Here is a 22,482-nt window from a genome sequence, read left to right on the forward strand (position 1 = left end):
CGTTTTGACCTTTCAGCAAGCCAGCGTAGCGCGGTCATTTGCCGGCTATCGCTGTCGACAAGCTGCTAATATGCTGACCCCACCAATGTGCCGGATAAGGCGCAAGGAGCGCTGAAAACCTGATGGGACGCAAAATTCCGCCCTTTGCCGCGATCCGCGCATTCGAAGCTTTGGCACGTCACGGCAATTTGCAGGCGGCCGGTGACGAGCTCGGCATATCTGCGAGCGCTATCAGCCACCAAGTGAAGTCTTTCGAAAGTCACGTTGGAACCAAACTACTGATAAAATCTGACAACCGCCTCCGAATTACTAAGGCTGGATCACAATTGGCGTCCGAGCTGCGCGACATCCTCGATCACTTGGAAGCAGCGATGATCAAGGTCTCTCTGGCGCGAAAGACAGGGCGAATCTCAATAAATCTGTTCCCCTCTCTCGCTGAGCTTTGGATGGTGCCCTTACTGGCCCGATTTGCAGAGCAATACCCCGAGATTTCCGTCACCCTCATCACGAGCCCGGAGAAGGTGGACCTGTCGGGCAGTGATATTGACCTTGCCTTTCAGTATGGCGTGGAGCCCTCAGGAGCGTACAAGTCGATTGCTCTTATTCAAGAGACCATCGCTCCGGTGTGCTCGCGAACCTTCCTCGCACGTCGTGGGCCAATCACGCAGGCATCTGACCTTCTGGGGCATCCGCTTATCTATTGCGCGTCCTCACCCGACGAATGGCGAATGTGGATGGAGCAAAACCAGGTTTCTCTCGGTGATGTGGGCCATTGGCTGGAGGTGGACACACGATCAGCGGCACTACAGGCTGCACAGCAGAACATGGGCATCGCCATCGGGCGACGACCGTTCGCAGATCTAGCGCTGGCTCAGGGCACTCTGGTGCCGATTTTTAAGCAACCGACCCTCACCGGTATGACTTATTTTCTTGTGGCGCCGGCCCGATCGTGGAGCGCCCGTAACGTGCGAACCTTCAGTACCTGGCTGACTGCAGCAGCCAAAGCGGAAAACCCTTTCTTGCCGACCGAGCCCGGAGACTAAAAGTCTGGGCAGCTAGTTTCCCGCGCCCTCCATGCGCCTCGCTTTAATGGCCTCGTCCAGCCAGCCGACTTCTGTCTGCGGAACAGAGGCTAGGAGAAGTTCGGTGTACGGATCGAAGGGTGGCCTTAGCACCTGATCTTTTGGCCCGTAGCGGACGACTTCTCCGCGATACATGACCAGCATGGCATCCGCGATCGACTTTACGGTTGCCAGATCGTGCGTGATGAAGAGATAGGCGAGCGCCTCCTCCTTCTGCAGCTTCAGGAGAAGCTTCAAGATTCCGTTGGCGACCAATGGATCAAGCGCAGAGGTGACTTCGTCGCAGATAATCAATTTCGGCCTTGCCGCCAAAGCTCTCGCGATGCAAACGCGCTGCTTTTGTCCTCCCGACAGTTCCCCCGGATAACGACTTGCGAGGCTCTGGCCCAGTTCGGTTGTCTCAAGCAGTTCGGCAATACGCTGTTCACGCTCTTTGACGCCTATCCCGAAATAGAATTCAAGTGGACGGCCGATAATTGTCGCGACAGTTTGGCGGGGGTTCATCGCGACATCGGCCATCTGATAGATCATCTGTAGCTGGCGAAGCTCTTCCTTAGACCGATCGGCTAGCCGTGGTGGGAGTTCGTGGCCATCAAACTGGATCCGGCCTGCGACCGGCGGCAGCAATCCTGTTATGACCCGTGCAAGCGTCGATTTGCCTGATCCTGATTCGCCCACTACTGCAAGGGTCTGGCTGGGCCGAAGATCAAGCGATACATTGCTTAGGATTTTCACCGCCCCGCTGCCATAGCCCGCTGTCACTCTGTCGACCGTCAGGATGGGGGTTGCATGAGGCCCTTTTTGCTCGTGGTTGATCTCGTGCACAGACACCAGGGCGCGGGTGTATGCCTCCTGAGGGGCCTTGATGATCTGTCGGGTAACGCCATGCTCGACAAGTTTTCCATTGCGCAGGACAGCTATCTCGTCGGCGACTTGCGCTACGACAGCCAAATCATGCGTAATATACAGGGCCGCCACCCCGGTAGCATGGATTGCGTCCCGAATCGCGGCCAGCACATCGATCTGGGTGGTGACGTCAAGCGCAGTCGTAGGCTCGTCGAAGACAATTAAGTCAGGTTCAGAGCATAGGGCCATTGCCGTCATCACACGTTGCAATTGCCCCCCTGACACCTGGTGCGGGAAGCGTCGGCCGATAGTGTCAGGCTCAGGTAGACCTAGCTTTTTGAAGAGGCCCACCGCCCGCTTTTCGGCCTCAGCACGTGTTGCCGTGCTATGGAAAAGAGCGGCCTCCACGACCTGATCCATTAACCGGTGCGCTGGATTAAACGCTGCGGCAGCAGATTGCGCCACATAGCAGACCTCTCGGCCGCGAAGGGCGCGTAAACCCGCCTTTCCACCGTCAAGGATGTCGCGGTTATTGACCATGACCTGGCCGCCGGTAATCTTCACCCCCCCGCGCCCATAGCCCATACTTGCCAGGCCTATCGTTGATTTGCCCGCGCCAGACTCGCCGATGATGCCTAAGACCTTGCCGCGGCGGAGTGTCAACGATACGTCATCAACGAGCGTAATACCTCCCCGCGCTCCTTCAGGTGAGTGCAGGTTCGCCTCAATTCGAAGGTTGCGTATCTCGAGCAGCAGATCGGCCCCAACATCCTCAGCCTCCACTGTGGCGTTGCCAGGTGCTTTCAAAAGTCCAATTTTGCCAGACAATGCCGTTCCCTTCGTTTCAAGTGTTTTTGCTCTTCTTAACGTCACTGGGCATAGCTGCCCCTCGCTCACGCGCAAAGTGAGCGGTCGCCGGATACGATTGGCGGAGTGGCACGGCGTGCGCTTACTATGCCACGCCTCTGATAGGCCGTTACGCCGAAAACTGGTCGACCGGCCCTAATCTTCCTTGAGCCCGCTAGCCCGATGAAGGAACCAGTCCACGACCAAATTGATGGCCACAGAGAGGAGCGCAATCGCGCCGGCCGGAAGGAGCGGCGTGATGTCACCGTAAGTGATCAAGGTTGCGCTGTCTCGCACCATGGACCCCCAATCGGCCGTCGGCGGCTGGATCCCGAGGCCGAGGAATGACAGGCCACTGATCAACAGAAACACGAAACAAAACCGCAGACCAAATTCCGCTATGAGGGTGGGCGCAACGTTGGGCAAGATCTCTCTTGACATGATCCAGATAGCGCCTTCCCCTCGCAGTCTCGCAACCTCTACGTAATCCAGAACGGCCACGTTAACGGCTACAGCCCTCGTGAGCCTGAAAACACGGGTAGAGTCTAAAATCGCAATGACCAGGATCAGGGCAGGTATGGATGTTCCGAAAATTGACAGGAGAAGGAGCGCGAAAATCAGTTGTGGTATCGACATCAGTACGTCGACGAAACGGGACAGAAATTGATCCGTCCATCCCCCGAACGTTGCCGCCGCCAGCCCTGCAGTCGTACCCAATGAAAATGCAAGGATCGTAGTGACGAGAGCAATACCAATTGTATTCCGCGCCCCGAACACCAATCTCGTGAACATATCGCGGCCCAGGCTGTCGGTGCCGAGCCAAAACTGATTGCTCCAGGGCTCGAAAGGAGCAGCCACTATGTCGGCCTCCCCATACGGCGTCAGGGATGGCGCCAAGAGCGCTGTTAGCAAATACACCGTGATGATCGCTATTCCGATTTTCGCAGTGAGTGGCACAGAGGCAAGCCTTCTGGCTCCCGCTCTCAGTGACCCATGCGGTTGGAGGAATGTCATTGTGTTTTGCCGCTTTCCGGAAGGTTTCTAGTCATTTCGGATGCATGAGCCTTGGATTCACCACGATCGACACCACGTCGGCGGTCAAGTTCAGCAGGACGTAGGTCGACGCAAATATGAGGCTGCACGCCTGCACGACAGGGATATCCCTCTTCTGGACGGAGTCCACGATGAGTTGTCCCAGCCCCGGATATACAAACACCACCTCGACCACGACGACCCCGGTGATGAGGTACGCCAGATTGAGAACAACGACATTTGCTATGGGCGCCAATGCATTGGGCAAGGCGTGCCTGACTAGAATCCGCCATTCCGGCAGTCCTTTCAGCCGCGCTGTTTCGATGTATTGGTTTCCGAGGAGGGTGACGATGGAAGTTCGCGTCATTCTCATCATGTGGGCCATGACCACCAGCGCCAGTGTCAACGCTGGAAGCGCAATGGCGGCCAGACGACCCATGAAGCTAGTGCTGGAACCGACGTCAGAAAGGCTTGGGAGGACGCCGGCCTGCACCGCCAGAACAAGGATGAGAATATAAGCGACGAAGAATTCTGGGAACGATATCCATGTCAGAGTGATGACGTTGATTGCTCGATCGATGAACGTGTTTCTGTACAGGGCCGCCACCACTCCTCCACACAGTGCCACTGGTACTGCTATGGCCGCCGCGCTCGCGGCTAGAAAGAGGGTGTTTAACAAGCGCGGGCGGATTAATTCAGAGATGTCTCTCCCACTAGAGAGTGCCGCTCCAAAATTTCCGTGCAGAATGGCCCAAAGCCATTCCCAGTAACGCAGATAAAAGGGCAGATCGAGCCCCAGGCTTCTGCGAAATGCAGCCACGGTCTCAGGAGTCGCCGACTGTCCGAGAATTTCCGTCGCGGCATCGCCGGGAAGGAACTGAATTCCGGCGAAGATCAACAAAGAAACGATCCACAGGGTCAGTGCCCCTAAGGCAACCCTCTGGCCAATAACTTTCGAAATTGCGGTCATCGCCCTATCACAACTCCTCAACGCGTCCACATTCTACAATTTTGCGGATCGCGGCATAGTCGACATCTCAGCACGGATCTCTCTGACGCCCCTAGCGGCGCCGAGTTCGCCCCTTGCCACGATCGATTTGAGGAGGTTCAGTGCCCTGTCATACCGACCGAGCAGAAGCCACTCAGGTCTTCCGAACGACGGCCGGTCCCTCATTGTTGATATGCCCGGGCCGTCATTCAATTGAATTCCAATCCGCTGGGCTTTAGCAGTCTTCAAGCTCTTTCAACTCGCGCTCAGCGTTAAACGGCGTAGCGGCCAGCTCAAGTCACATTTTTTTCGGTGCGTTTGAATCCAATTGGATTGCCCTCCGGTCTGCCGCTTCGCACATTGACACTAATCATAACGGGGACCGGAGTGCCGCGCCCTACGCGGCACTCTAAAATAGGAGATAGCAATGGGTCAGCTTGAATATGGGATTTTCCGCGGCGCGACACGCCGAGAAATCATCAAAGGAGCGATAGCCGGCGTCGGAGCGGTCGCACTCTCATCCCTTCCTACGCTGAAAGCTAATGCAGCGCCCAATAAAGGCGGCACGCTGCGGATCGCGCTCGGCCATGGCAGTACAACGGATACGCTTGATCCCGGACTCTTCGACAACGATTTTACGATCTTCACCGGCTACTGCTATCGCGGGCATCTGACTGAGATTGCTCCCGATGGGAAGGTCATTGGAGACCTCGCCGAGAGCGTCGAGCCCAGCTCTGATGCCAAAACCTGGCGATTTAAGCTCCGCAAAGGGGTCCCGTTTCACAACGGGAAGACCTTGGAGGCCTCCGATGTAGTAGCCTCTTTCAGGCATCACATGGGTGAAAATGCGACTTCAGCGGCGAAGGCTCTGATGGACGGGGTGGATGTGAAAACCGACGGCAGCGATGCGGTCGTCTTCACCCTTAGTGGCGGCAATGTTGATTTTCCGTACATCGTCAGCGACTTCCATTTCGCAATCATGCCCGCCAACGCCGACGGCACCGCCGATTGGAAGTCCGGCATCGGCACAGGCGCTTATAAGATTGACAATTTTGAGCCAGGCGTGCGTGCGGAATTTTCGCGTCAGCCCAATTTCTACAAAGAGAATGCGGCATTCTTTGACGGCGTCTTGGTTCTTGCGGTACCGGACGCGACTGCCCGCCAAACGGCCCTGCGGTCCGGCAACGTTGATATGATTGACCGCGTCGATCTAAAAACGGCGCATCTGCTGGCAAGGGTGCCGAATCTCGCGATTTTCGAAACCAAGGGTACCGGTCACAACACCATCCCGATGGACGTGCGCAAAGCGCCGTTTAATAACGTTGATGTGCGCCTCGCACTCAAATACTCCCTTGACCGCGAAAAACTTTTAGAAACGATCCTGCTGGGTCATGGCGAGGTAGGAAATGACCATCCCATCAGCTCCATGAACCGGTACCACAATGGTGAAATGCCGCAGAAAAAGTTCGATCCGGACAAGGCCAAGTTCCACCTGAAGAAGGCTGGGGCATCCGATCTTTCGGTCGATCTGTACGTTTCTGACGCGGCGTTTGCCGGCGCCGTAGACGCGGCGGTGCTGTATCAGCAGCATGCTAAGCAGTCCGGCATCAACATCAATGTCGTGCGCGAACCAAATGACGGTTATTGGTCGAATGTCTGGATGAAGAAGCCGTGGTCCTTTTCCTATTGGGGCGGGCGGCCAACGGAAGACTGGGCATTTGTGACAGCCTATGCACCTGGCGGCAACTGGAACGAGACATTCTGGCAAAACCCGCGGTTTTCTGAACTCCTTTTGGCGGCAAGGTCCGAGTTCGACGACAACAAACGCAGACAGATGTACTACGAGATGCAAGCCATTCTCAGTGATGATGGCGGCGCAATCGTACCTCTGTTCAATAACTATGTGGATGGGGTGACAACGAAGCTGCACATTCCCGAGGTCACGGCCTGGAACTGGCCTCATGATGGGCACAAATGCCACGAGCGTTGGTGGTTTAACGCATAGAATCGTCGTTTTGGACGGCTCTTCACGGCGTCATTGGGCAGTCAGTTGAATGTAGATGGATGGTGAGTATGCACACAGAGGTACGCCGGAGAATCCAGGCTCTACTGCAGAAGGACGGGGCGGCGGCGTACCTAGCGATCACACCCGCTAATTTCTTTTACACGTCCGGCTATCACAGCAGTTTTCTTGATCTCAGTTGGCGCATGACGGGCACTGACATGGTTTTGGTCCCCGCCGATCCTGGCTTGGAGCCCGTCATGATTGTCAGCGACTTTCTATCCGGCGCCGCGGAACGGTCCACCGACATTCGAGATATCCGACCGTACTCAATGTGGATAGAGGCGCGCGATCTCGATATCGTTGCGTCTCGGCCGAACGACGCCCGACCCGATTTGCGCCCTCTTCGCCCGGAGCAATACAAGCATGCCGAGATTGCCGCCATTGTTGCCGGTGTCCTCGAAGAATGGAAATGTGCTGGTGGTCGTATTGCGACTGATCTGGACTTCATGCAGGTCGAAACCCGGATACACTTAGCAAATGCCTGCAGCCGGGCCACGTTCGTCGACTGGGCCGATGCCATTTACAAGCTGCGTTCGATCAAGCATCCCGAGGAAATCAGGCGGCTGCGCAATGCAGCCATTGTCTTCGATAAAATGCTCGAGCGGTCTTTTGCAGGCATCAAAGAGGGCTATACCCTCGAAGAGATGCGCGTCGAGTGCGAGCTGGGCGCCATTGAAACCTTTAGGGCCAACCCGGCTATCGGCGAATATCAGGGGAGTTGGGCTTTCAACGCCATCGGTATTGGCGATACCAACCGGGTGAAAAACGGCGACGTCATCAAGGTCGACGCCGGCGTCCGCCTAAATGGCTACTATAGCGATTGCGCCCGCGTGGCCATCTTTGGTGACCCTTCAAAAGAGGCGCTGCTGGTCTACGAGGCTCTGAGCAGGGCCAGTGAAGCAGCAGCCCTCAAGCTGAAGCCAGGCAATACCATGCGGATGGTTCACCAGGTTGCCGAGCAGACGGTCCGAGCGAATGGCTTACCGAACTACACACGTGGTCATTTTGGTCATTCGATTGGGATCGACAACCTAGTCGAAGAACGGCCATTCATTGGGATGAATGATACGGTTCTTGAGCCCGGTATGGTGGTCTGCCTCGAGCTTCCCTATTACCCGCCGAGCGTCGGGGAATTCAACATCGAGGACATGTGGCTGATTACCGACACGGGCGCCGAGTGCCTGAATTTTGTGTCGCGGGATCTACTTGTCGTCTGAGTTGACTGGGAGCCGCCGCTCCCCAATCGCTTTAGTCGCGGAAATGCCCGGCCAAGTTTGCGGTTAGCAGCTGACATTTGCGAATGCGGGTCGACGGCTTTTCATGCCGTCGACCTGCCCCAGACTCAAGACATAAGCTCCTTGCGGGTCGTCAGCCGCACAGACGCCGCCAAGTCCACCGATCTCAGCTGGCTGCAACCCACAGCAATCCGTCGAATACCTTCGACGATGTTCGCATCAGACGTTGCTACCGACAGTCTTATGAACGGGTCCCCATAGAAGGCGGCCCCTGGAACCGTGACTACGCCCGCAGCCAACAAATGATCCGCAAAGTCAGTCGATGATGCGATGACCATGCCATTGGGTGCCTGTTTGCCAATGTACGCTCCGCATTCCACATACAAAAAGAATGCGCCCTGGGGCATTCGAGGCCTAAGGTCGGGTACCTTGGAGAGGGCCTCCACCGCAAGTGCGCAACGCCGGCGGTAGACCTCGCGCCATTCCGCTAAAAACTCTTGCGGACCGTCCAGGGCGGCGATGCCCGCAGCTTGGCTAATTGAACATGGCCCGCCGCTGGTCTGGGAAAACAAAACACGCAAACCGGTGGTCCACCAAGATGGTCCACCTGCATATCCAATGCGCCACCCGGTCATTGCGTACGCCTTCGACAACCCGTTGACGGTCAACACCCTGTCAGCCAGGTCCGGAGCTACTTGTGCCAGGGTCGCGAAAGTCGCCGGCGCGAAGACGACATGCTCATAAAGATCATCTGAGATTACGTTGACGTGGGGATGACGACGCAACACCTCCGCTATAGCACTGAGTTCCTCAGCGGACGCCACAGCACCCGTCGGATTGCCTGGCGAGCAGAGAAGAAGGAGCTTCGTTTCAGCCGTGATCGCCCTTTCAAGCTTGCCGGCGTCAATCCCATATTCCTCAGATTCCGCAGTTTGCAGCAGCACGGGCGTTGCTGCACAGACCTGCGCCATGCCTACATGTGACGTCCATGCTGGGGTGGGGATGATGATCTTATCCCCTCGGTCCAGAACCACCTGCATTGCGCTCGCAATCAGTGGCTTTGCGCCGGACGCGATTACGACCTGGGAGCGCTCAAAATTCAAACCATTGTCGCGCGCGAATTTACGCCGTACTGCGTCCTTGAGAGCCGCCGAACCATCCGCAGCTGTATATCGTGTATACCCCGCATTGATCGCGTCGATCGCTGCCTGTCTGATGTGCTCAGGCGTATCGAAGTCCGGCTCGCCGAGGGATAGGTCGATAAGATCAGTACCGCGCGATCGCAAATCGGTGGCACGGTCAAACATCTTACCGATTGGGGATCCCGGAACCTTGCGGATCGTGTCTGACAACATCGCTCTCAAGCCTCCGCCAAAAAGTGGTTCGGGCCGAGGCTCTTCGGTCCGACCAAAACGTGGATTACGGCGGCGCGGCCCGATGACAGGGAGCGCTCGAGCGCGGGTTCAAAATCCTCGGTTGCTTCAACCCGTTCACCATGTGCGCCATACCCCTCGGCGACCTTGGCAAAGTCGGGATTGCGCAGATTGGTCCCGGAGACGCGTCCTGGGTAACGTGCCTCTTGGTTGCCACGAATGGTACCGTAGCTCTCGTTGTCAATGATGATGAACAGTGGGTCCAGCTGATACTGGATCGCAGTTGCAAGCTCCTGGCCGTTCATCAGAAAGTCGCCATCTCCGCCGATGTAGACGGAAGGCGAATGTGGTCGCGCAAACTTGGCCGCAACGGCAGCTGGAACGCCCATACCCATCGCCCCGTTGATCGGAGCCGCGGCTCCCAAGAATTGCCGATAGCAATAGTGAATATTGGCCCAATCAGTGGCGTTCCCGGCACCAGTGGTCATTGTCGTGTCGCGCGGAAGGCGCTCGTTGAGCACGCGCATGACCTCGGCCATGTCGACCGGCCCAGGTTGAGGCGGCAACGTCACATGGGCCGTGTAACCGGCCAAAGCGTCTGACGTTGCTGCGGTATGGAGACGCGTGGGCCGAAGTTCCGCGAGCGCCAAGGCGGCGAGGCTCGGGTCAGCCAGGATCGGCAGATCGGCCTGATAAAGCCTCCCGAGTTCCTCCGCCCCAGGGTGGATATGTACAAGCTGGCAGTCAGGTCGTGGCGCAGCAATGATCTTGTGTTTCATCGTAGTCGGATCATTCAGGCGGGAGCCCAGAGCGATAACCAAATCGGCCTCGCGGGCGTATTGGTTCGGCTGCGGTATGCCCCCAAAGCCAACACTACCGACGAAGTTGGGATGATCATGGGGGAACAATCCCTGGCGCCGGAAGCCTATGGCAACGGGCAGGTCGTGTGCCTCGGCAAACCGAATGACGGCCGCGTGCCCCTCTGGTGTCCAGATTGTTCCTCCCAACAGCAACAGGGGCCTTTTTGCCTGCTCAAGCATTTGGCCGACTGCGGATATGTCTGCGGGAGAGGGAGTGGCGGGCGTCTCACGAGCCGCAGCTAAGTCGGGCGTATCGGTCAGCGAAAACAGCATATCTTCGGGCAGCGCAAGCGCAACCGGCCCTGGTCGTCCCGACACTGCGATCTTAAACGCTCGGTTGACGTACTCAGGCAGCCGGCCTGCGTCATCTACTTCCGCTACCCACTTCACGGTTTCGCCCAGAAAGCGTCTGTAATCTATCTCTTGGAAAACCTCGCGGTCGCGATAAGGCCGGCTAATTTGGCCGATCAAGAGGATCATCGGCGTCGAGCCTTGCATTGCCGTATGCAACCCGATGGTGGCGGAGGTGACTCCGGGTCCCCTGGTTACGAAACAAATGCCCGGGCGGCCGGTCAAATCCCCATAGGCTGCGGCGGCAAAGCTTGCGCCCCCTTCTTGCCTCATGGTGACATAACGCAGGGCATTGCCTAGATCATGAATGGCATCAAGTGCAGCGAGATAACTCTCTCCGGGCACGCCAAATATCACCTCGGCACCATTTATCCGCAATGCTTCAACTAGAACCTGCCCGCCGCTGCGCATGCTGCCCTCACAATGGTTGCAAAAAGCGCCCCCGGGTGGTCTTAAACCACCCGGCCGGTGACGTTTTGCTGTTGATTTCGATGACGTAGAGAAACCAGAAATATGCGGCCACACCAGCGAAAAAAATTCAAGGGGGCCCAAAATGCTCAACGAAGTTCACCCTCAGGAGTATCGTGAGCGTCACATAATCGGTTGCGCGGAAGCGCGAGGTGGGAGAGAGGGACCTCGCCCAGAATTCTGTAAATGCGATTCAGACCGAAGCCGAAGGCGCAAAAAAAGCGCCGAATCATCACTGCCAGCCTTGGTGACGCGGATCCGTTTGTTCGGCGCACCCGCCAACATTTCGCCAGCTCCCTTGGGCGCGAGTGTGCCATTCAGAATTAACTGTCGCTGTCCGAAATTAAGCCGATCTCCGGAGGTCGTTTCCGCGCTCGTGCAATAGCTTAGGCGCATCGCTGCCGCACGACATGACACGAAGCGTGGTCTCGATCCGGGAAAGACGAATGCTGCCAACGCCGTTGGTAACGGCAGCGCAGTTCTGGGGAGGTGGCAAAGCGCGCGAAGGGAGGTGTTCTCACCGTAGATAACAATCGCTTCGTAGGCGTCGGCCCCCACAACGTTGTGTTCGGCGCCGGTATTCACCCAATCCTCGCGCGTCGGCTGCCCGATCTCAAAACGCATGCCGATACGGCTTTCGATCTGATCCATGGCGTTGGTGTCACGCCTCGTTCCCGCCAACCGATGAGCGTTACCAGAGAGCAGCAACGGGAAACCGCAGCACTCCTGAAGATGCAGCAGCTCCCGTAACACAGTGGGTGTGAAGTTCTGATATTCGTCCACCAGTAACGCACGCGTCGCGCCGTATCGGGCGTCCAAAAAGTTGATGCAATCCTTCCCAAGGTCGTAGGTGAACTTGCTGTCCTTTTGGACGCCGTAGGCGTCGTGCAGCATCTGGAAAATCAGCCTGACAGCCTTGCTATGCTGCGCAACCTCACAGTAGGGAGCTCCGCTTTGGGCGGCTATCCACCTGAGGTAATTACCCACCCCCTCGCCCCCTCGATGCGGCACGGTGCGTCGTCACTCGTCGTCGATGTCCGGGTACTGCGGGGGAGCCTTGCCGATCTTGCTGACGATCCTCGGGTAATTGGCATCGGGCTGCGCCTGCCCTGTTCCAATAAGTTCAACGCGGAAGCGCCACTCGTCGCCGTAGTCGTACAAGAAGGTCATTGCCGAGCCCACCTTCTGGAAGGCTGTGCTGACGCGGGTGCCCTTCACGCTGCGAGAGCCGCTCCCCTCTATGTCGGCGAAGAGTTCGAACCGCAGGGGCGAGTCGAACAGCTTTCCCGTCAGCTTTGAATAGAAGCCGTAGGCGTGATCCAAGTCGAAGCCAAATGCCGCTACGATGGCTTCGGCCAGATCCGCCAGCGTGCTCGAACTCGACACCTCGATGTCCCGACAAAGCCGTGCCCGAAGAGAGGCTCGGAAGATCAAGGTCGCGGGCTCAGTCATCGCAGATTTCAGGCGCTGACGGTTTGAAGGATGATTTTGAAGGAGTTCGTGCCTGGCGCGAGACGAGCCGTGTCGACGACGGTTCGAATGTCGGCTTCGCCCTGGGCGGCCCACATGGCGCGATAGCCGTTGGTGATCTTCCGTTGAACGACGGCGGGTCTCAGCGCCCGTTCGCAGGCGTTGTTCGTCGCGTCGACCATTCCTGGCCATTGGGCAAAGGTCAAAAGTTGATCACGAGCTCGCCTGAACTTGTTTTGGATGTCGCGGGCCAGATCGCACGACGTTGTGGTGGCGAAGATATCGTCCAGACTTCGCTCCAGGGCGCGACGCTTGCCGGCGATGGTCGAGGCGGCGAAGGTTTCCATACCGTCGGCTAGGGCGAAGGCCCTTTGCAGCCAACGTTTGAGCCGTGAGGGCAGCATGTCCTCACTTGCCTCGTCCGCATAGGCGACGTCGCGGGCGAGATGCGCCAGGCAGGTCTGATGCGCATTTGCGTGACCTTGTTGTGCGGCATAGCGATCGGAACACCAGACGTCGGGCCGATGGCCGTCCATCAGGGTCCGGACCACGACAGCGCCGCGCGTTGGCGCCGCTTGATGAACAACCGCTTCGGCGCAGCGAAACACCCAGTGGTAGGCGTTGCTTCCTTCGATCCGCACGCCGGTCTCATCGGAGGCGATGACCTTGGCCCGGCGCAACGCCGCGACGGCCTTGTCGCACTCAGCCGCGAACGCGCCCTGCGCACGGCGCAACATGTTCATCAGTCCGCCCTGGCTAATGTTGAGACCGAAAAGGTTCGCGAACGCGCCCTGCAGCCGCTCGTAGGACAGGGCCTGGAAAGTCTTGAGATAGGTCGCTACGGCGTGCACGCGTGGCCCGAACGGCGTCCCCTTCGCCGCATCTGGCACAGCCGCGACGACCAGCGTGCCGCAGGACGGGCAACGGACTGCCAGGCGCCGATGGCGCTCAATCAAAGGCCTGATCGCGGGAAGCTCAATCTTGTCGTGCTCGCTGACGGTTTCGGCAGCAAGATCGCTCGACAGGCTGGCGCGGCAGCAAAGGCATTGGTCGGGATGATGATCGATGATGCGATCGGCATCCTCACTCATGGCGCGGCTGTGACCTTCATGACCCGCCTTGGCGCCGCCAGGCTTTGCCCTGTCCCGACGCGCCTTGCGATCGCTCGAAGGTGGCTTGGACGACGTGCGTGATGTCTTCTCTGGCCGCTGTATCCGCAGCACCAGATCGATCAACTCTTCCTTCGTCAGACGCTGCAAATCAGTGCGATCCATATCCCCATAGATTCAGGGATTCTTGCCCCTGACAAGGGCGTGAGTAATTACCACCTGAGTGCTACAGTCTTGCCGAGCCCGGCTTTGCCGACCGCAAGCACCGGATATCGCATCTCGACCGCCATATCGAAGGCCGCGCGCACGGTGAGCGCAGCGCGGGTGTCAACGAATATCCTCATTCGACGATCCTCTTCACCAAGTCCATCTGAGCGGCTATGCGCGCGTCCTGTTCGCGTCGACGCTCTTCGGAGGTGGATGGCTGCTTCGGCATTACGATCCGCGCCAGCCGCTGAGACGGGTCGAACGACACTTTGCCCGCCGGCTCGTTGGGGATACCCTGAACAACGCGCACCTCCAGAGATTGCTCTCGCCAACTGCCACACTGGCAGGCCCTCTAAACTGCCTGACGAGAGATTCCTGCCAACTTGGCGGGCAAGTTGAGTGGCATGAACTCTTTCCACGACATCGTGCGTTACACGGACGTGCATCGCCCGTGTCCGGTTTGCCATCGTCAGATGCAGCCGGACGCGTTTCCCGAGTTGAACGGCCGCGACGGCGTCCCACGGTACACTTTGCCGGGGGCGGCTCCCTGCACGATCTTCGTGCTGCTCGACTTGATGCGGAACGAATGGGAGCGGGCGCTAACCGCCACGAACGGGATGTCTGGGCGCGTTTTCCCACGCCTGGTCTTCGTGATCCTGTTCTGGACGGCCTTTGAGGTGTTGATGGAGCGGTTTTTCGAGGCCGCCTTCGCTGACGATCCCGAGAACAAGGAACTTCGCCGGACGCCCAACATCGGGCAAAGGCTGAACCGGGTCTACCGCGACCGCTGGGGCAAGACCTTCTGGGACGATCTGGCCGACATCGGCTACCCCGAGGTGTCCCGCCACCTCCAGACCGTTCAGCATCGGCGCAACGCGTTCATCCACGGCGACGCCGCGGCGATCGACGATGCGCTCGCCGTCTCGACAGTCGCCAGTTTGCTGGACGTCCAACTGGCTTGGATCGCTCTGTTCAACAAGCGATGTATCGGCAGGCAGAACAAGATTCCGGTATGGGCGTTCAGACCGAAGCCGTGATCGTGGTGCTGAAGGGCTGGCCGCCGCCCAGATCTCAAGCCGTCCCATTTTTGCAGAGATGACCCGAAATCGCCTTGCGGACCGCGCCGGAAAATAGAGCGCGGCGTTCGGGGTCCGCGACCAGCGCATCCCGGAGCGTTTTTGGCAACTCGAGTTGCACGCCCGCCCGGGATATTCCGCGGTTGCATATGTTGTTCCGGTGCTCGCCGGGAAGGCAATGGCCGGACGTGATGGCCTTGAAGCCCACGCTCGTAACTGCCAGCGCAATGGCGTCGCGCAACTCCTTGCCCCGGCCGCCGAGCCAGATCGTCTCCGGGTCGTCGCCGTCCGCGCGGCCGTGCATGCCGATCGCGATCTGGGCCTTGCTCACCAAGCCGACGCATTGATTTTCGTCGAAATATTCGGATGGTATATGCAGCTCGCGATGCGGTCGTTTCGGCTTGAGCCCTTCAAACAGGTAGAGCGAGAAATCATCTCCCGCGACGGCGGTGGCCAGTTGAGACGTGCCATGCTCAATCCAGCCGCCATGCGGCGCGACAATTGCTACGTTCGAAGCTCGATCCAAGACCAGGAAATCGTAGTCGACGCCCTGCAGCTTCTCGGCTGCCAGGTCAGCGAAAGCCATGTACTCGCCGTCTTTGGTCTTCCGCACAATGCCTGGAGATCGATTCATCGCTAGCTCCCTGTCTATCTATTGTCTCCTCCGGATCGCAACGAAGAAGGCCAATGGCCGGTTCAGTTCCGGTCAAGTCACCTCTCCGGGGGATAACTGGCAAGTTCACTCTTCGTTCTATCCGGCCGCCCTGCAATCCTGTATACTTTGAGGCGTTCTTTTGCACCACGTTCCCTTGAGAGGATCTGCCTGATGACTGTCCAGCCCAGGACTCTCAATGAGCCGACAATCAGCTGCCCGCGCTGCAAGACCGACATCAAGCTCAACGAGTCGCTCGCGGCGCCGCTGATTGCGGCGACGCGCGAGGAATATGAACGGCGACTGGCGCAGAGCAACGCCGCCATGACGGCCAGGGAGGAGGAGGTTCAACGCAAGCAGGCGGCTATCGACGCCGCCCGGGATGACATCGACAGCCAGGTCGCCGAAAAACTCAAGCTCGAGCGTGCCGCCATCGCCGCCGAAGAGGCCCGCAAGGCAAAACTTCTGGTCTCGACCGACCTTGAGGACAAGGACAGGAGGTTGGGCGAGATGGAGGCGACGCTGAGGGCGCGGGACGAAAAGCTCGCCGCGGCGCAGTTGCAGCAGGCCGAATTTATGAAGCAGCAGCGGGCGCTCGACGATGAAAAGCGCGAAATGGCGCTGACCATCGAAAAGAGGATCCAGGAAGGGTTGGACGCCGTCCGCGTCAAGGCCAGGACCGAAGCCGAAGACGGCCTCAAGATGAAGGTGGCCGAGAAAGAGGAACAGATCGCCGGCATGCAGCGCCAGATCGAGGAGCTGAAGCGCCGCGCCGAGCAAGGATCTCAGCAGCTTCAGGGCGAGGTCCTTGAGCTCGAGTTGGAGTCGCTGATCGCCCGCCGGTTCCCGATGGACATCATCGAACCGGTCGCCAAGGGTGAGTTCGGTGGTGACGTGCTGCAACGCGTGGTGGGACCGGCCGGCCAGCCGTGCGGCGCGATCCTGTGGGAATCAAAACGCACCAGGAACTGGAGCCAGGGCTGGCTGGGCAAGCTGCGGACAGACCAGCGCGCCGCCAAGGCAGACATCGCGTTGATGATCTCCGAGGCGCTGCCTGCGGGGGTCGAAACGTTCGATCTGGTGGATGGCGTCTACATCGCCCATCCCAAATGCGCGATTCCGATCGCGATCATGCTCCGGCAGTCCCTCATCGAGCTCGCCAACTCCCGCCTCGCCCAAGACGGCCAGGCCACCAAGATGGAGCAGGTCTACGGCTATCTGACTGGCCCCAGGTTTCGCCACCGGGTCGAGGCGATCGTCGAGAAATTCTCCGATATGCAGGACGACCTTGCCAAGGAAAGGAAAGCCACAATCCGCCTGTGGGCCAAGCGGGACGCTCAGATCCAGGGTGTCATCGAGTCGACCGTCGGAATGTACGGTGATCTGCAGGGCATCGCCGGCAAGGTGATGCAGGAGATCGCGGGCTTGGAGGTCTTGGCCATAGAAGCATCCGCGTCCATCTCCGAATAGGGAAGGTGGATGTGCAACTGGATGTCGGGTTTGAGAGCGAGGGCAAGCTGCCCTTTGTTACGGATGATCCGTCAAAGGCGGAACGCAACGCCAAGAAGCCGCGGTGCTGAACCCCCTCGCCCTGCCGGGTCATCAGATTGCTATGCAGCCTCCGGTTTTTGAGCCAAGCTGGTGCGGATATGAAAGCCTAGCCGTGACAGACCGCGAAATTCACCTCTACCTCGACGACAGCGGCAGCCGCGAGCCAGACCGAGAGCCCAAAGAGAAGCGCCGGGACGAAATGGATTATTTCGCCCTCGGCGGCATCCTCATCAACGAGGAAGACGTCGACGAGCTCTACGCCCGCCACAAGGCCTTCTGCCAAAAGCACGGCATCACCTACCCGCTTCACTCTTGGGCGATCCGGGGCGGACGCGGCGACTTCGGCTGGCTGAAGAAGCCGGAGGCCGCCTATGAGTTCCTGGGAGATCTGCAAGGGATGTTGCTTGCGCTGCCCGTGATCGGCATCGCCGCGGTGATCGACCGACCCGGCTACGTCGCCCGCTACCGGGACCGGTATCAGGACCGCCTGTGGTTTATGTGCAAAACGGCCTACTGCATCCTGATCGAGCGCGCCGCCAAATATGCCCGCAGCCAGGACCGCAAGCTGCGCGTGTTCTTCGAGCGCGCCGGCAAAGCCGAGGACCGCGACCTGGTGGCCTACACGCGGATCCTGAAGACGCAGGGGATGCCGTTCGACGGTGCCAACTCCGCCAGTTACGGGTCGTTAACCGCCGAGGAGTTCCGGGACATCGTGCGCGGGGAGCCGCGCGGCAGAACCAAAGCCACACCGATGCTGCAGATCGCCGATCTCTACCTCTATCCGATGGCCAAGGGCGGCTATGACCCGTCCTACCGGCCCTACCGGGCCCTGATGGACCACAAGCGTCTCAACGACGCGCACCTACAGCCCGAGGACCTGGCATCCTGCGGCATCAAATACAGCTGCTTTGAACGGATAAAAAACAAAGACCCGGACTAGCCGGGCCTTCGTTTTGAAAAGTTCGGCTGGCGCCTGGCGCCAACCCCGGAGCGATGCTCACGTCCAAAGTATGGGTATTGACGCTCTCTTTGTCAACACCCCGGGTGAACCTCTGGTCGGGGGGGCTCTATCTTATCGCTTGCATATAGCACGGTTCGTCTAATCGACACTTCATATTATCAAGTCCTCTTCTTTGGGTGCAGCGCCGTTCCCCGGCCCCTGAATCCAGGGACATAGGCCGGACGAACCTTGAAACACCCTCATGGATTGGTCGACCGAAGATGACGCGCTGCGTATCGCTGCCGACCTGATCAACGACCCGGGCCATCAGATAGGCCAGAGCGGGGTTTATGCGCCTCGGCTCCCAGCCGTACCGCTCGGCGACCTGGCCTGTATCGTGGGGCATCGGGCGGGACGGACGAACCGAAAACACCACTTCATCTCGGTCACCTATATGGAAGGCTTCGCCGATGACCGCGGCCGCGTCCAAGTCTATCGGGCCGAGGCGCCAGAGGCACCGCTGCCGAAGGAGCCGAGGGCAACTGGGTACGAGAACTACTATTACTCTCAGAAACTCCCCGGTGGCGGTCAAGAAAACCACAGATTCGAAGACCTCTGGAATCCGATCGAGACCGTTTGGCCAGAGACCGTCCGTGCGCTTCAAGCTTACCCTGTTCAGACTTCAGAAATTGATCAACGGTAAGCGGGCTCGCCAGAATGGCGTCGATCCTGCCGGCGACCAGGTCCTGGCTGGCCTCATCCTGTGTCTGGTATGTTTTGATCTCGGCCAAGCTGTCTTTGAAGTGCTTGCTGGCGTAGACTTCGGCGTTGCTGGAGACCTGAACACCGAGGATTTTGCCCTTGAGGCCTTCAGGCGTAGGTTCCATTGCGGCTCCCTTGGGACCGGCAATTGTGTACCCGTTGTCGCTATAGTATTTGTCGGAGAAATCGATCGTCTTCTTGCGCTTCTCGGTGATCGACATCGAACTCATGATGACATCGATTTTCTTGGACGTCAGAGAAGGAATGATCCCGTCCCAGGCCACCGGAGTGATGACGCAGTCGAGTTTTGCCTCGGCGCAGATTGCATCAATGATTTCAATCTCCCAGCCGACCCATTTTCCAGAGGCGTCCAGGGACGAGAATGGAGGATAGGGCTCTGCCGCGATTCCGACCTTCATCTGGTCAGCTTGCGCCATCAAAGTAGATGCCCAAAAGACTGCCGCTGCTACCGTAATTTTGGAAAGTATGCTCACTATGATTCCCCTATAAGTCGTGTGGTTCACTTTGGTGTTTCAACCGCTAAGTTACTCTGCGGATGAACTGTTGAAGCCTCTCCGATTTCGGAGAGCCGAATATTGCGTTCGGTGGTCCTTCTTCCTCGACGCGGCCCTCGTGAAGAAAGACCACGTGGGTGGCGACCTCGCGGGCAAATTTCATTTCATGCGTGACCAGGATCATGGTGCGACCTTCACGGGCCAAACCGCCAATGACGCCCAACACCTCGCCGATGAGTTCAGGATCGAGTGATGACGTTGGTTCGTCAAAGAGCATGACGCGTGGCTGGACCGCTAGCGCGCGGGCGATTGCGCCACGCTGCTGCTGGCCGCCGGATAGAAATGCCGGGTAGACGTCCCGCTTTTCCAGAAGCCCCACTCTCGCGAGCAGCTTCTCGGCTTCAACGATCGCTACTTCTCGCTTGAGGCCAAGCACACGAACCGGCACCTCGATCACGTTTTCGATCAAGGTCATGTGGCTCCAGAGATTGAAGCTCTGAAAGACCATGCCGAGCCTGGAACGTATGCGTTCGATCTGCTTTCGGTCCGCCGGAACGGTGCTTCCACTGCCGTCTGGCTTAAGGCGTATTTCCTCGCCATTCACCCTGATAACACCGCTGGTCGGGTTTTCCAGGCAGTTGATACAGCGAAGTAGCGTTGATTTGCCCGAGCCGCTGCCACCGATGACCGCCACCACATCCCCGTCGCGTGCAGATAGCGAAACCCCCTTCAATACATGTAGCGAGCCAAACTTCTTGTGCAGGTCCTCTACGTGGATCGCTTCGGCGGCTGCGTCGGGCACTGTATGACGAGGAATTGTTCTAATTGTTGCTGACATTGCTACCGGCTCCCATGTCCGAAGACAAAAGATACGAGCAAGAGCAATAGTTCTGTTCTGAACGCATTCATTCTAGGTCCTCTTTTTTGCGTCGAATTTCTTAGTGTCTGAATCGGAATGACCGCCGTGTTTTCAGGCCCTTGCGAGCCGTCGGGTAAGCATGCGGATGTTTGCGATGAGGACCCAGGCCTGTGCGGATTCGATGGATCGCTCGAAGTCCTTGGCCAGCCTACGGCACCTACCCAGCCATGCGAAGGTCCGCTCAACGACCCATCGGCGTGGCAGAATCTCGAAGCCTTTGGCGCTGTCCGATCGCTTGATGATCTCCATCGTGAACTTGCCGATCTTTTGCAGGACACCCCGCAGTTTCGGCCCTGCATAGCCGCCGTCGGCGAAGACATGGCGCAGCCACGGCCAGCGCTTGAGGATGGATTTCAGGACGGCCGGCGCGCCGTCGCGGTCTTGAATGTCGGCGGCGTGAACGACGACGCCGACCAGCAGGCCCAGCGTGTCGACGACGATGTGGCGCTTGCGGCCCATGATCTTCTTGCCGGCGTCGAAGCCTCGTATTCCGCCGCTTTCGGTGGTCTTGACCGACTGACTGTCGATGACGCCGGCGGACGGGCTCGCTTCCCGGCCTTCCCGTTCGCGCGCCGCCATGACGAGTTCATTGTTGACGGCGCGCAGCAATCCTTCGTCCCGCCAGCGCCAGAAGTATTTCTGCACCGTCGAGAACGGTGGGAAGTCCTTCGGCAGAAGCCGCCATGCTCCGCCCGACGACGCCATGTAAAGCAGCGCGTTCACAACCTCGCGCAGGTCCGTCTTGCGGGGCCGGCCGATCCGGTTCGGCGCCGGCATCAGCGGCTCGATCAGCGCCCACTCCGCGTCCGTCAGGTCGCTTGCGTAGCGCGGGCAGCGCCGTTCATAGTGAGGGCGAGTGGTTTCGGTCCAGGGCATCATGATCTCCGTCGAATCTCAGCAATCCGACAGAATCACAACCCGCTGAAATCACTCACTTCTTTTTGGAGCAGACACTTAGACATAGACGCGCGGGATGTGGTCCCGGAGCTGGGCATAAAGCCCAATTACGTCGGTGCCCCATAGAGCGACGATTTCGTCCTGCGTGATCGTCTGGTTTCCTTGCTGCCCAAGCAGGAGCACCTGGTCACCAAACCTCGCGTCAGGGACGTCTGTCAGATCAATGCGGAGGTGTTCGAGATGCGCGGGACCAAGCAGGCGTGCGCGGTGCCCCCGCACCAACGCCTCCGCTTGCGCTGGAAGGTGGCGCGGAAATCCGTCGCCCCACCCCATCCCCAGCACACCGATGGTCATTCCCGAACGAAAACCGGGTAGGTCCGGCATTGGGCCGAGAGAATAATCGATCCGCTTGACGGAAACGAGGCATGTCGAAATGGCCCTAAGCGCCGGCCGCAGTGTGACAGGCCGCGCGGGTCGATCTGTCTCGGGAAGACCGATGAACAAGGCCCCGGGATCGACGGCATCGAGATCCATCGCAGGGTACTGAAGCACACCTGCAGTGCTCGACAGCATGGTGATAGGAGGGCGGGTGCCGGAATCCTCGGCATCCTGTAGAATCCGCTCGAGGCGGGCGAATTGCTCGCTCGCATCCGAAGCCGACGATGTTGGTAGCTCGCTAAGATGGGCGTAGAGCCCTGTACGTCAACGTCTTTGTAGGCGTGCGCGGCCGCGAGAAGTCGACCCATTTCCTGCGGCGTGGCCCCGGCTCTGAAGAACCCGAGATCCGCCTTTACGAAAATGCGCGTGGTATTCATGGCGGCACGCCAACACTCCAGTTCATCAACGCTGGAGACGGTCACAGTGAGTCCGAGCGATTCAATTGTTTTCGACGACGTCGGCAGAGGTCCGGGATAGAGCAGAACCGGCAGATCTATACCCAAGTCCCGAATGGCGATGGCGTCCGATAACGTAGCCACGGCGAAGCCGTCAGCCCCCTCTGACGCCAAGGCGCGGGCGACAGGCCCCGCTCCACAGCCATATCCATTGCGCTTCAAACACGCAAAAATTTTCACCTTAGTAGGCAGCTGCGCGCGGAGTTGATGATAATTGTGCCTGATCGCACCGAGGTCGATCTCGTACCAGCTATCTCGCAAGGCCGCACTTTGCCAGCCGGCAGCTAAGCCCAGCGATGAAGAATAAGCTTGATCGTGAATTTGCATACCAGACCATGGAAGGCA

At 58.7% G+C, this 22,482-nt stretch carries 20 protein-coding genes and 2 pseudogenes; 7 read left to right on the top strand and 15 right to left on the bottom strand.

Translation table 11 applies throughout. The features are described 5' to 3' along the window. Positions 1-122 precede the first annotated feature (122 nt). Positions 123-1,043, top strand: a complete 921-nt coding sequence (locus tag ACFSQT_RS18235; protein ID WP_379020863.1) for a LysR substrate-binding domain-containing protein — start codon at positions 123-125, stop codon at positions 1,041-1,043. 12 nt (positions 1,044-1,055) lie between these two features. Here ACFSQT_RS18235 and ACFSQT_RS18240 read toward each other — a convergent pair whose 3' ends face one another. The 3 genes from ACFSQT_RS18240 to ACFSQT_RS18250 all read right to left on the bottom strand — a co-directional run bounded on the left by ACFSQT_RS18240 (position 1,056) and on the right by ACFSQT_RS18250 (position 4,776). After that, positions 1,056-2,711, bottom strand: coding sequence for an ABC transporter ATP-binding protein (locus tag ACFSQT_RS18240; RefSeq protein WP_379020955.1), 1,656 nt, complete (start codon positions 2,709-2,711; stop codon positions 1,056-1,058). Between the two features lie 219 nt (positions 2,712-2,930). Beyond that, entirely contained in the window at positions 2,931-3,632 is a 702-nt protein-coding gene (locus ACFSQT_RS18245; RefSeq protein WP_379020865.1) for an ABC transporter permease, read from the bottom strand. Between the two features lie 187 nt (positions 3,633-3,819). Further along, positions 3,820-4,776 carry an ABC transporter permease gene (locus tag ACFSQT_RS18250; RefSeq protein ID WP_379020867.1) on the bottom strand — a complete coding sequence of 319 codons (957 nt, stop codon included), beginning with the start codon at positions 4,774-4,776 and terminating at the stop codon, positions 3,820-3,822. Between the two features lie 445 nt (positions 4,777-5,221). On the opposite strand from ACFSQT_RS18250, the gene ACFSQT_RS18255 reads away from it, so the two are divergent. Next, complete coding sequence (locus tag ACFSQT_RS18255; RefSeq protein ID WP_379020869.1) at positions 5,222-6,799, top strand: ABC transporter substrate-binding protein; 1,578 nt, start codon at positions 5,222-5,224, stop codon at positions 6,797-6,799. 68 nt (positions 6,800-6,867) lie between these two features. Further along, complete coding sequence (locus tag ACFSQT_RS18260; RefSeq protein ID WP_379020871.1) at positions 6,868-8,076, top strand: M24 family metallopeptidase; 1,209 nt, start codon at positions 6,868-6,870, stop codon at positions 8,074-8,076. A gap of 125 nt (positions 8,077-8,201) precedes the next feature. Here the strand turns inward: ACFSQT_RS18260 and ACFSQT_RS18265 are convergent, their stop codons facing one another. The 6 genes from ACFSQT_RS18265 to ACFSQT_RS18290 are packed head-to-tail and all read right to left on the bottom strand — an operon-like array spanning position 8,202 to position 14,069. Beyond that, positions 8,202-9,446 (bottom strand): pyridoxal phosphate-dependent aminotransferase, encoded by a 1,245-nt coding sequence (locus ACFSQT_RS18265; protein WP_379020873.1) that lies wholly within the window; start codon positions 9,444-9,446, stop codon positions 8,202-8,204. 8 nt (positions 9,447-9,454) lie between these two features. Beyond that, positions 9,455-11,239 (bottom strand): thiamine pyrophosphate-dependent enzyme, encoded by a 1,785-nt coding sequence (locus tag ACFSQT_RS18270; protein WP_379020875.1) that lies wholly within the window; start codon positions 11,237-11,239, stop codon positions 9,455-9,457. A 30-nt stretch (positions 11,240-11,269) separates the two neighbouring features. After that, on the bottom strand, positions 11,270-12,157 hold the full coding sequence (locus ACFSQT_RS18275; protein WP_379020877.1) for an AAA family ATPase: 888 nt from the start codon (positions 12,155-12,157) through the stop codon (positions 11,270-11,272). Between the two features lie 9 nt (positions 12,158-12,166). Then, complete coding sequence (locus ACFSQT_RS18280) at positions 12,167-12,598, bottom strand: IS1096 element passenger TnpR family protein (RefSeq protein WP_095090355.1); 432 nt, start codon at positions 12,596-12,598, stop codon at positions 12,167-12,169. A gap of 8 nt (positions 12,599-12,606) precedes the next feature. Beyond that, positions 12,607-13,890 (bottom strand): IS66 family transposase, encoded by a 1,284-nt coding sequence (gene tnpC / locus ACFSQT_RS18285; protein WP_379016677.1) that lies wholly within the window; start codon positions 13,888-13,890, stop codon positions 12,607-12,609. A 47-nt stretch (positions 13,891-13,937) separates the two neighbouring features. Next, positions 13,938-14,069, bottom strand: a complete 132-nt coding sequence (locus ACFSQT_RS18290; RefSeq protein WP_379020879.1) for a hypothetical protein — start codon at positions 14,067-14,069, stop codon at positions 13,938-13,940. A gap of 267 nt (positions 14,070-14,336) precedes the next feature. Here ACFSQT_RS18290 and ACFSQT_RS18295 point away from each other — a divergent pair, with 267 nt between their 5' ends. Next, positions 14,337-14,969, top strand: a complete 633-nt coding sequence (locus tag ACFSQT_RS18295) for a hypothetical protein (protein WP_379020881.1) — start codon at positions 14,337-14,339, stop codon at positions 14,967-14,969. 34 nt (positions 14,970-15,003) lie between these two features. Here ACFSQT_RS18295 and ACFSQT_RS18300 read toward each other — a convergent pair whose 3' ends face one another. Next, positions 15,004-15,642 carry a poly-gamma-glutamate hydrolase family protein gene (locus ACFSQT_RS18300; RefSeq protein ID WP_379020883.1) on the bottom strand — a complete coding sequence of 213 codons (639 nt, stop codon included), beginning with the start codon at positions 15,640-15,642 and terminating at the stop codon, positions 15,004-15,006. Positions 15,643-15,834: 192 nt separating this feature from the next. On the opposite strand from ACFSQT_RS18300, the gene ACFSQT_RS18305 reads away from it, so the two are divergent. The 3 genes from ACFSQT_RS18305 (at position 15,835) to ACFSQT_RS18315 (ending at position 18,854) form a co-directional block, all read left to right on the top strand. Beyond that, a complete protein-coding gene (locus ACFSQT_RS18305; RefSeq protein WP_379020885.1) occupies positions 15,835-17,130 on the top strand; it encodes a DUF2130 domain-containing protein in 1,296 nt (431 codons plus the stop codon). Positions 17,131-17,323: 193 nt separating this feature from the next. Further along, complete coding sequence (locus ACFSQT_RS18310) at positions 17,324-18,151, top strand: DUF3800 domain-containing protein (protein ID WP_379020887.1); 828 nt, start codon at positions 17,324-17,326, stop codon at positions 18,149-18,151. Between the two features lie 454 nt (positions 18,152-18,605). After that, positions 18,606-18,854, top strand: a complete 249-nt coding sequence (locus tag ACFSQT_RS18315) for a DUF4238 domain-containing protein (protein ID WP_379020957.1) — start codon at positions 18,606-18,608, stop codon at positions 18,852-18,854. Here the strand turns inward: ACFSQT_RS18315 and ACFSQT_RS18320 are convergent. The 5 genes and pseudogenes from ACFSQT_RS18320 to ACFSQT_RS18340 form a co-directional block, all read right to left on the bottom strand. Next, positions 18,817-19,410 (bottom strand): annotated as a pseudogene (locus ACFSQT_RS18320) (transporter substrate-binding domain-containing protein); the annotation flags it as partial. The gene ACFSQT_RS18315 and the pseudogene ACFSQT_RS18320 overlap by 38 nt on opposite strands. Positions 19,411-19,453: 43 nt before the next feature. Beyond that, positions 19,454-20,266: an ABC transporter ATP-binding protein gene (locus tag ACFSQT_RS18325; protein ID WP_379020889.1), complete on the bottom strand. Its 813-nt coding sequence runs from the start codon at positions 20,264-20,266 to the stop codon at positions 19,454-19,456. A gap of 132 nt (positions 20,267-20,398) precedes the next feature. Then, positions 20,399-21,223: an IS5 family transposase gene (locus ACFSQT_RS18330; RefSeq protein WP_379020891.1), complete on the bottom strand. Its 825-nt coding sequence runs from the start codon at positions 21,221-21,223 to the stop codon at positions 20,399-20,401. Between the two features lie 78 nt (positions 21,224-21,301). After that, complete coding sequence (locus ACFSQT_RS18335; protein WP_379020959.1) at positions 21,302-21,778, bottom strand: alanine racemase C-terminal domain-containing protein; 477 nt, start codon at positions 21,776-21,778, stop codon at positions 21,302-21,304. 15 nt (positions 21,779-21,793) lie between these two features. Next, positions 21,794-22,464, bottom strand: a pseudogene (locus ACFSQT_RS18340) (alanine racemase); the annotation flags it as partial. Between the last annotated feature and the right edge of the window lie 18 nt (positions 22,465-22,482).

The sequence above is a fragment of the Mesorhizobium calcicola genome (assembly GCF_042682105.1).
GTDB lineage: Bacteria > Pseudomonadota > Alphaproteobacteria > Rhizobiales > Rhizobiaceae > Mesorhizobium > Mesorhizobium calcicola.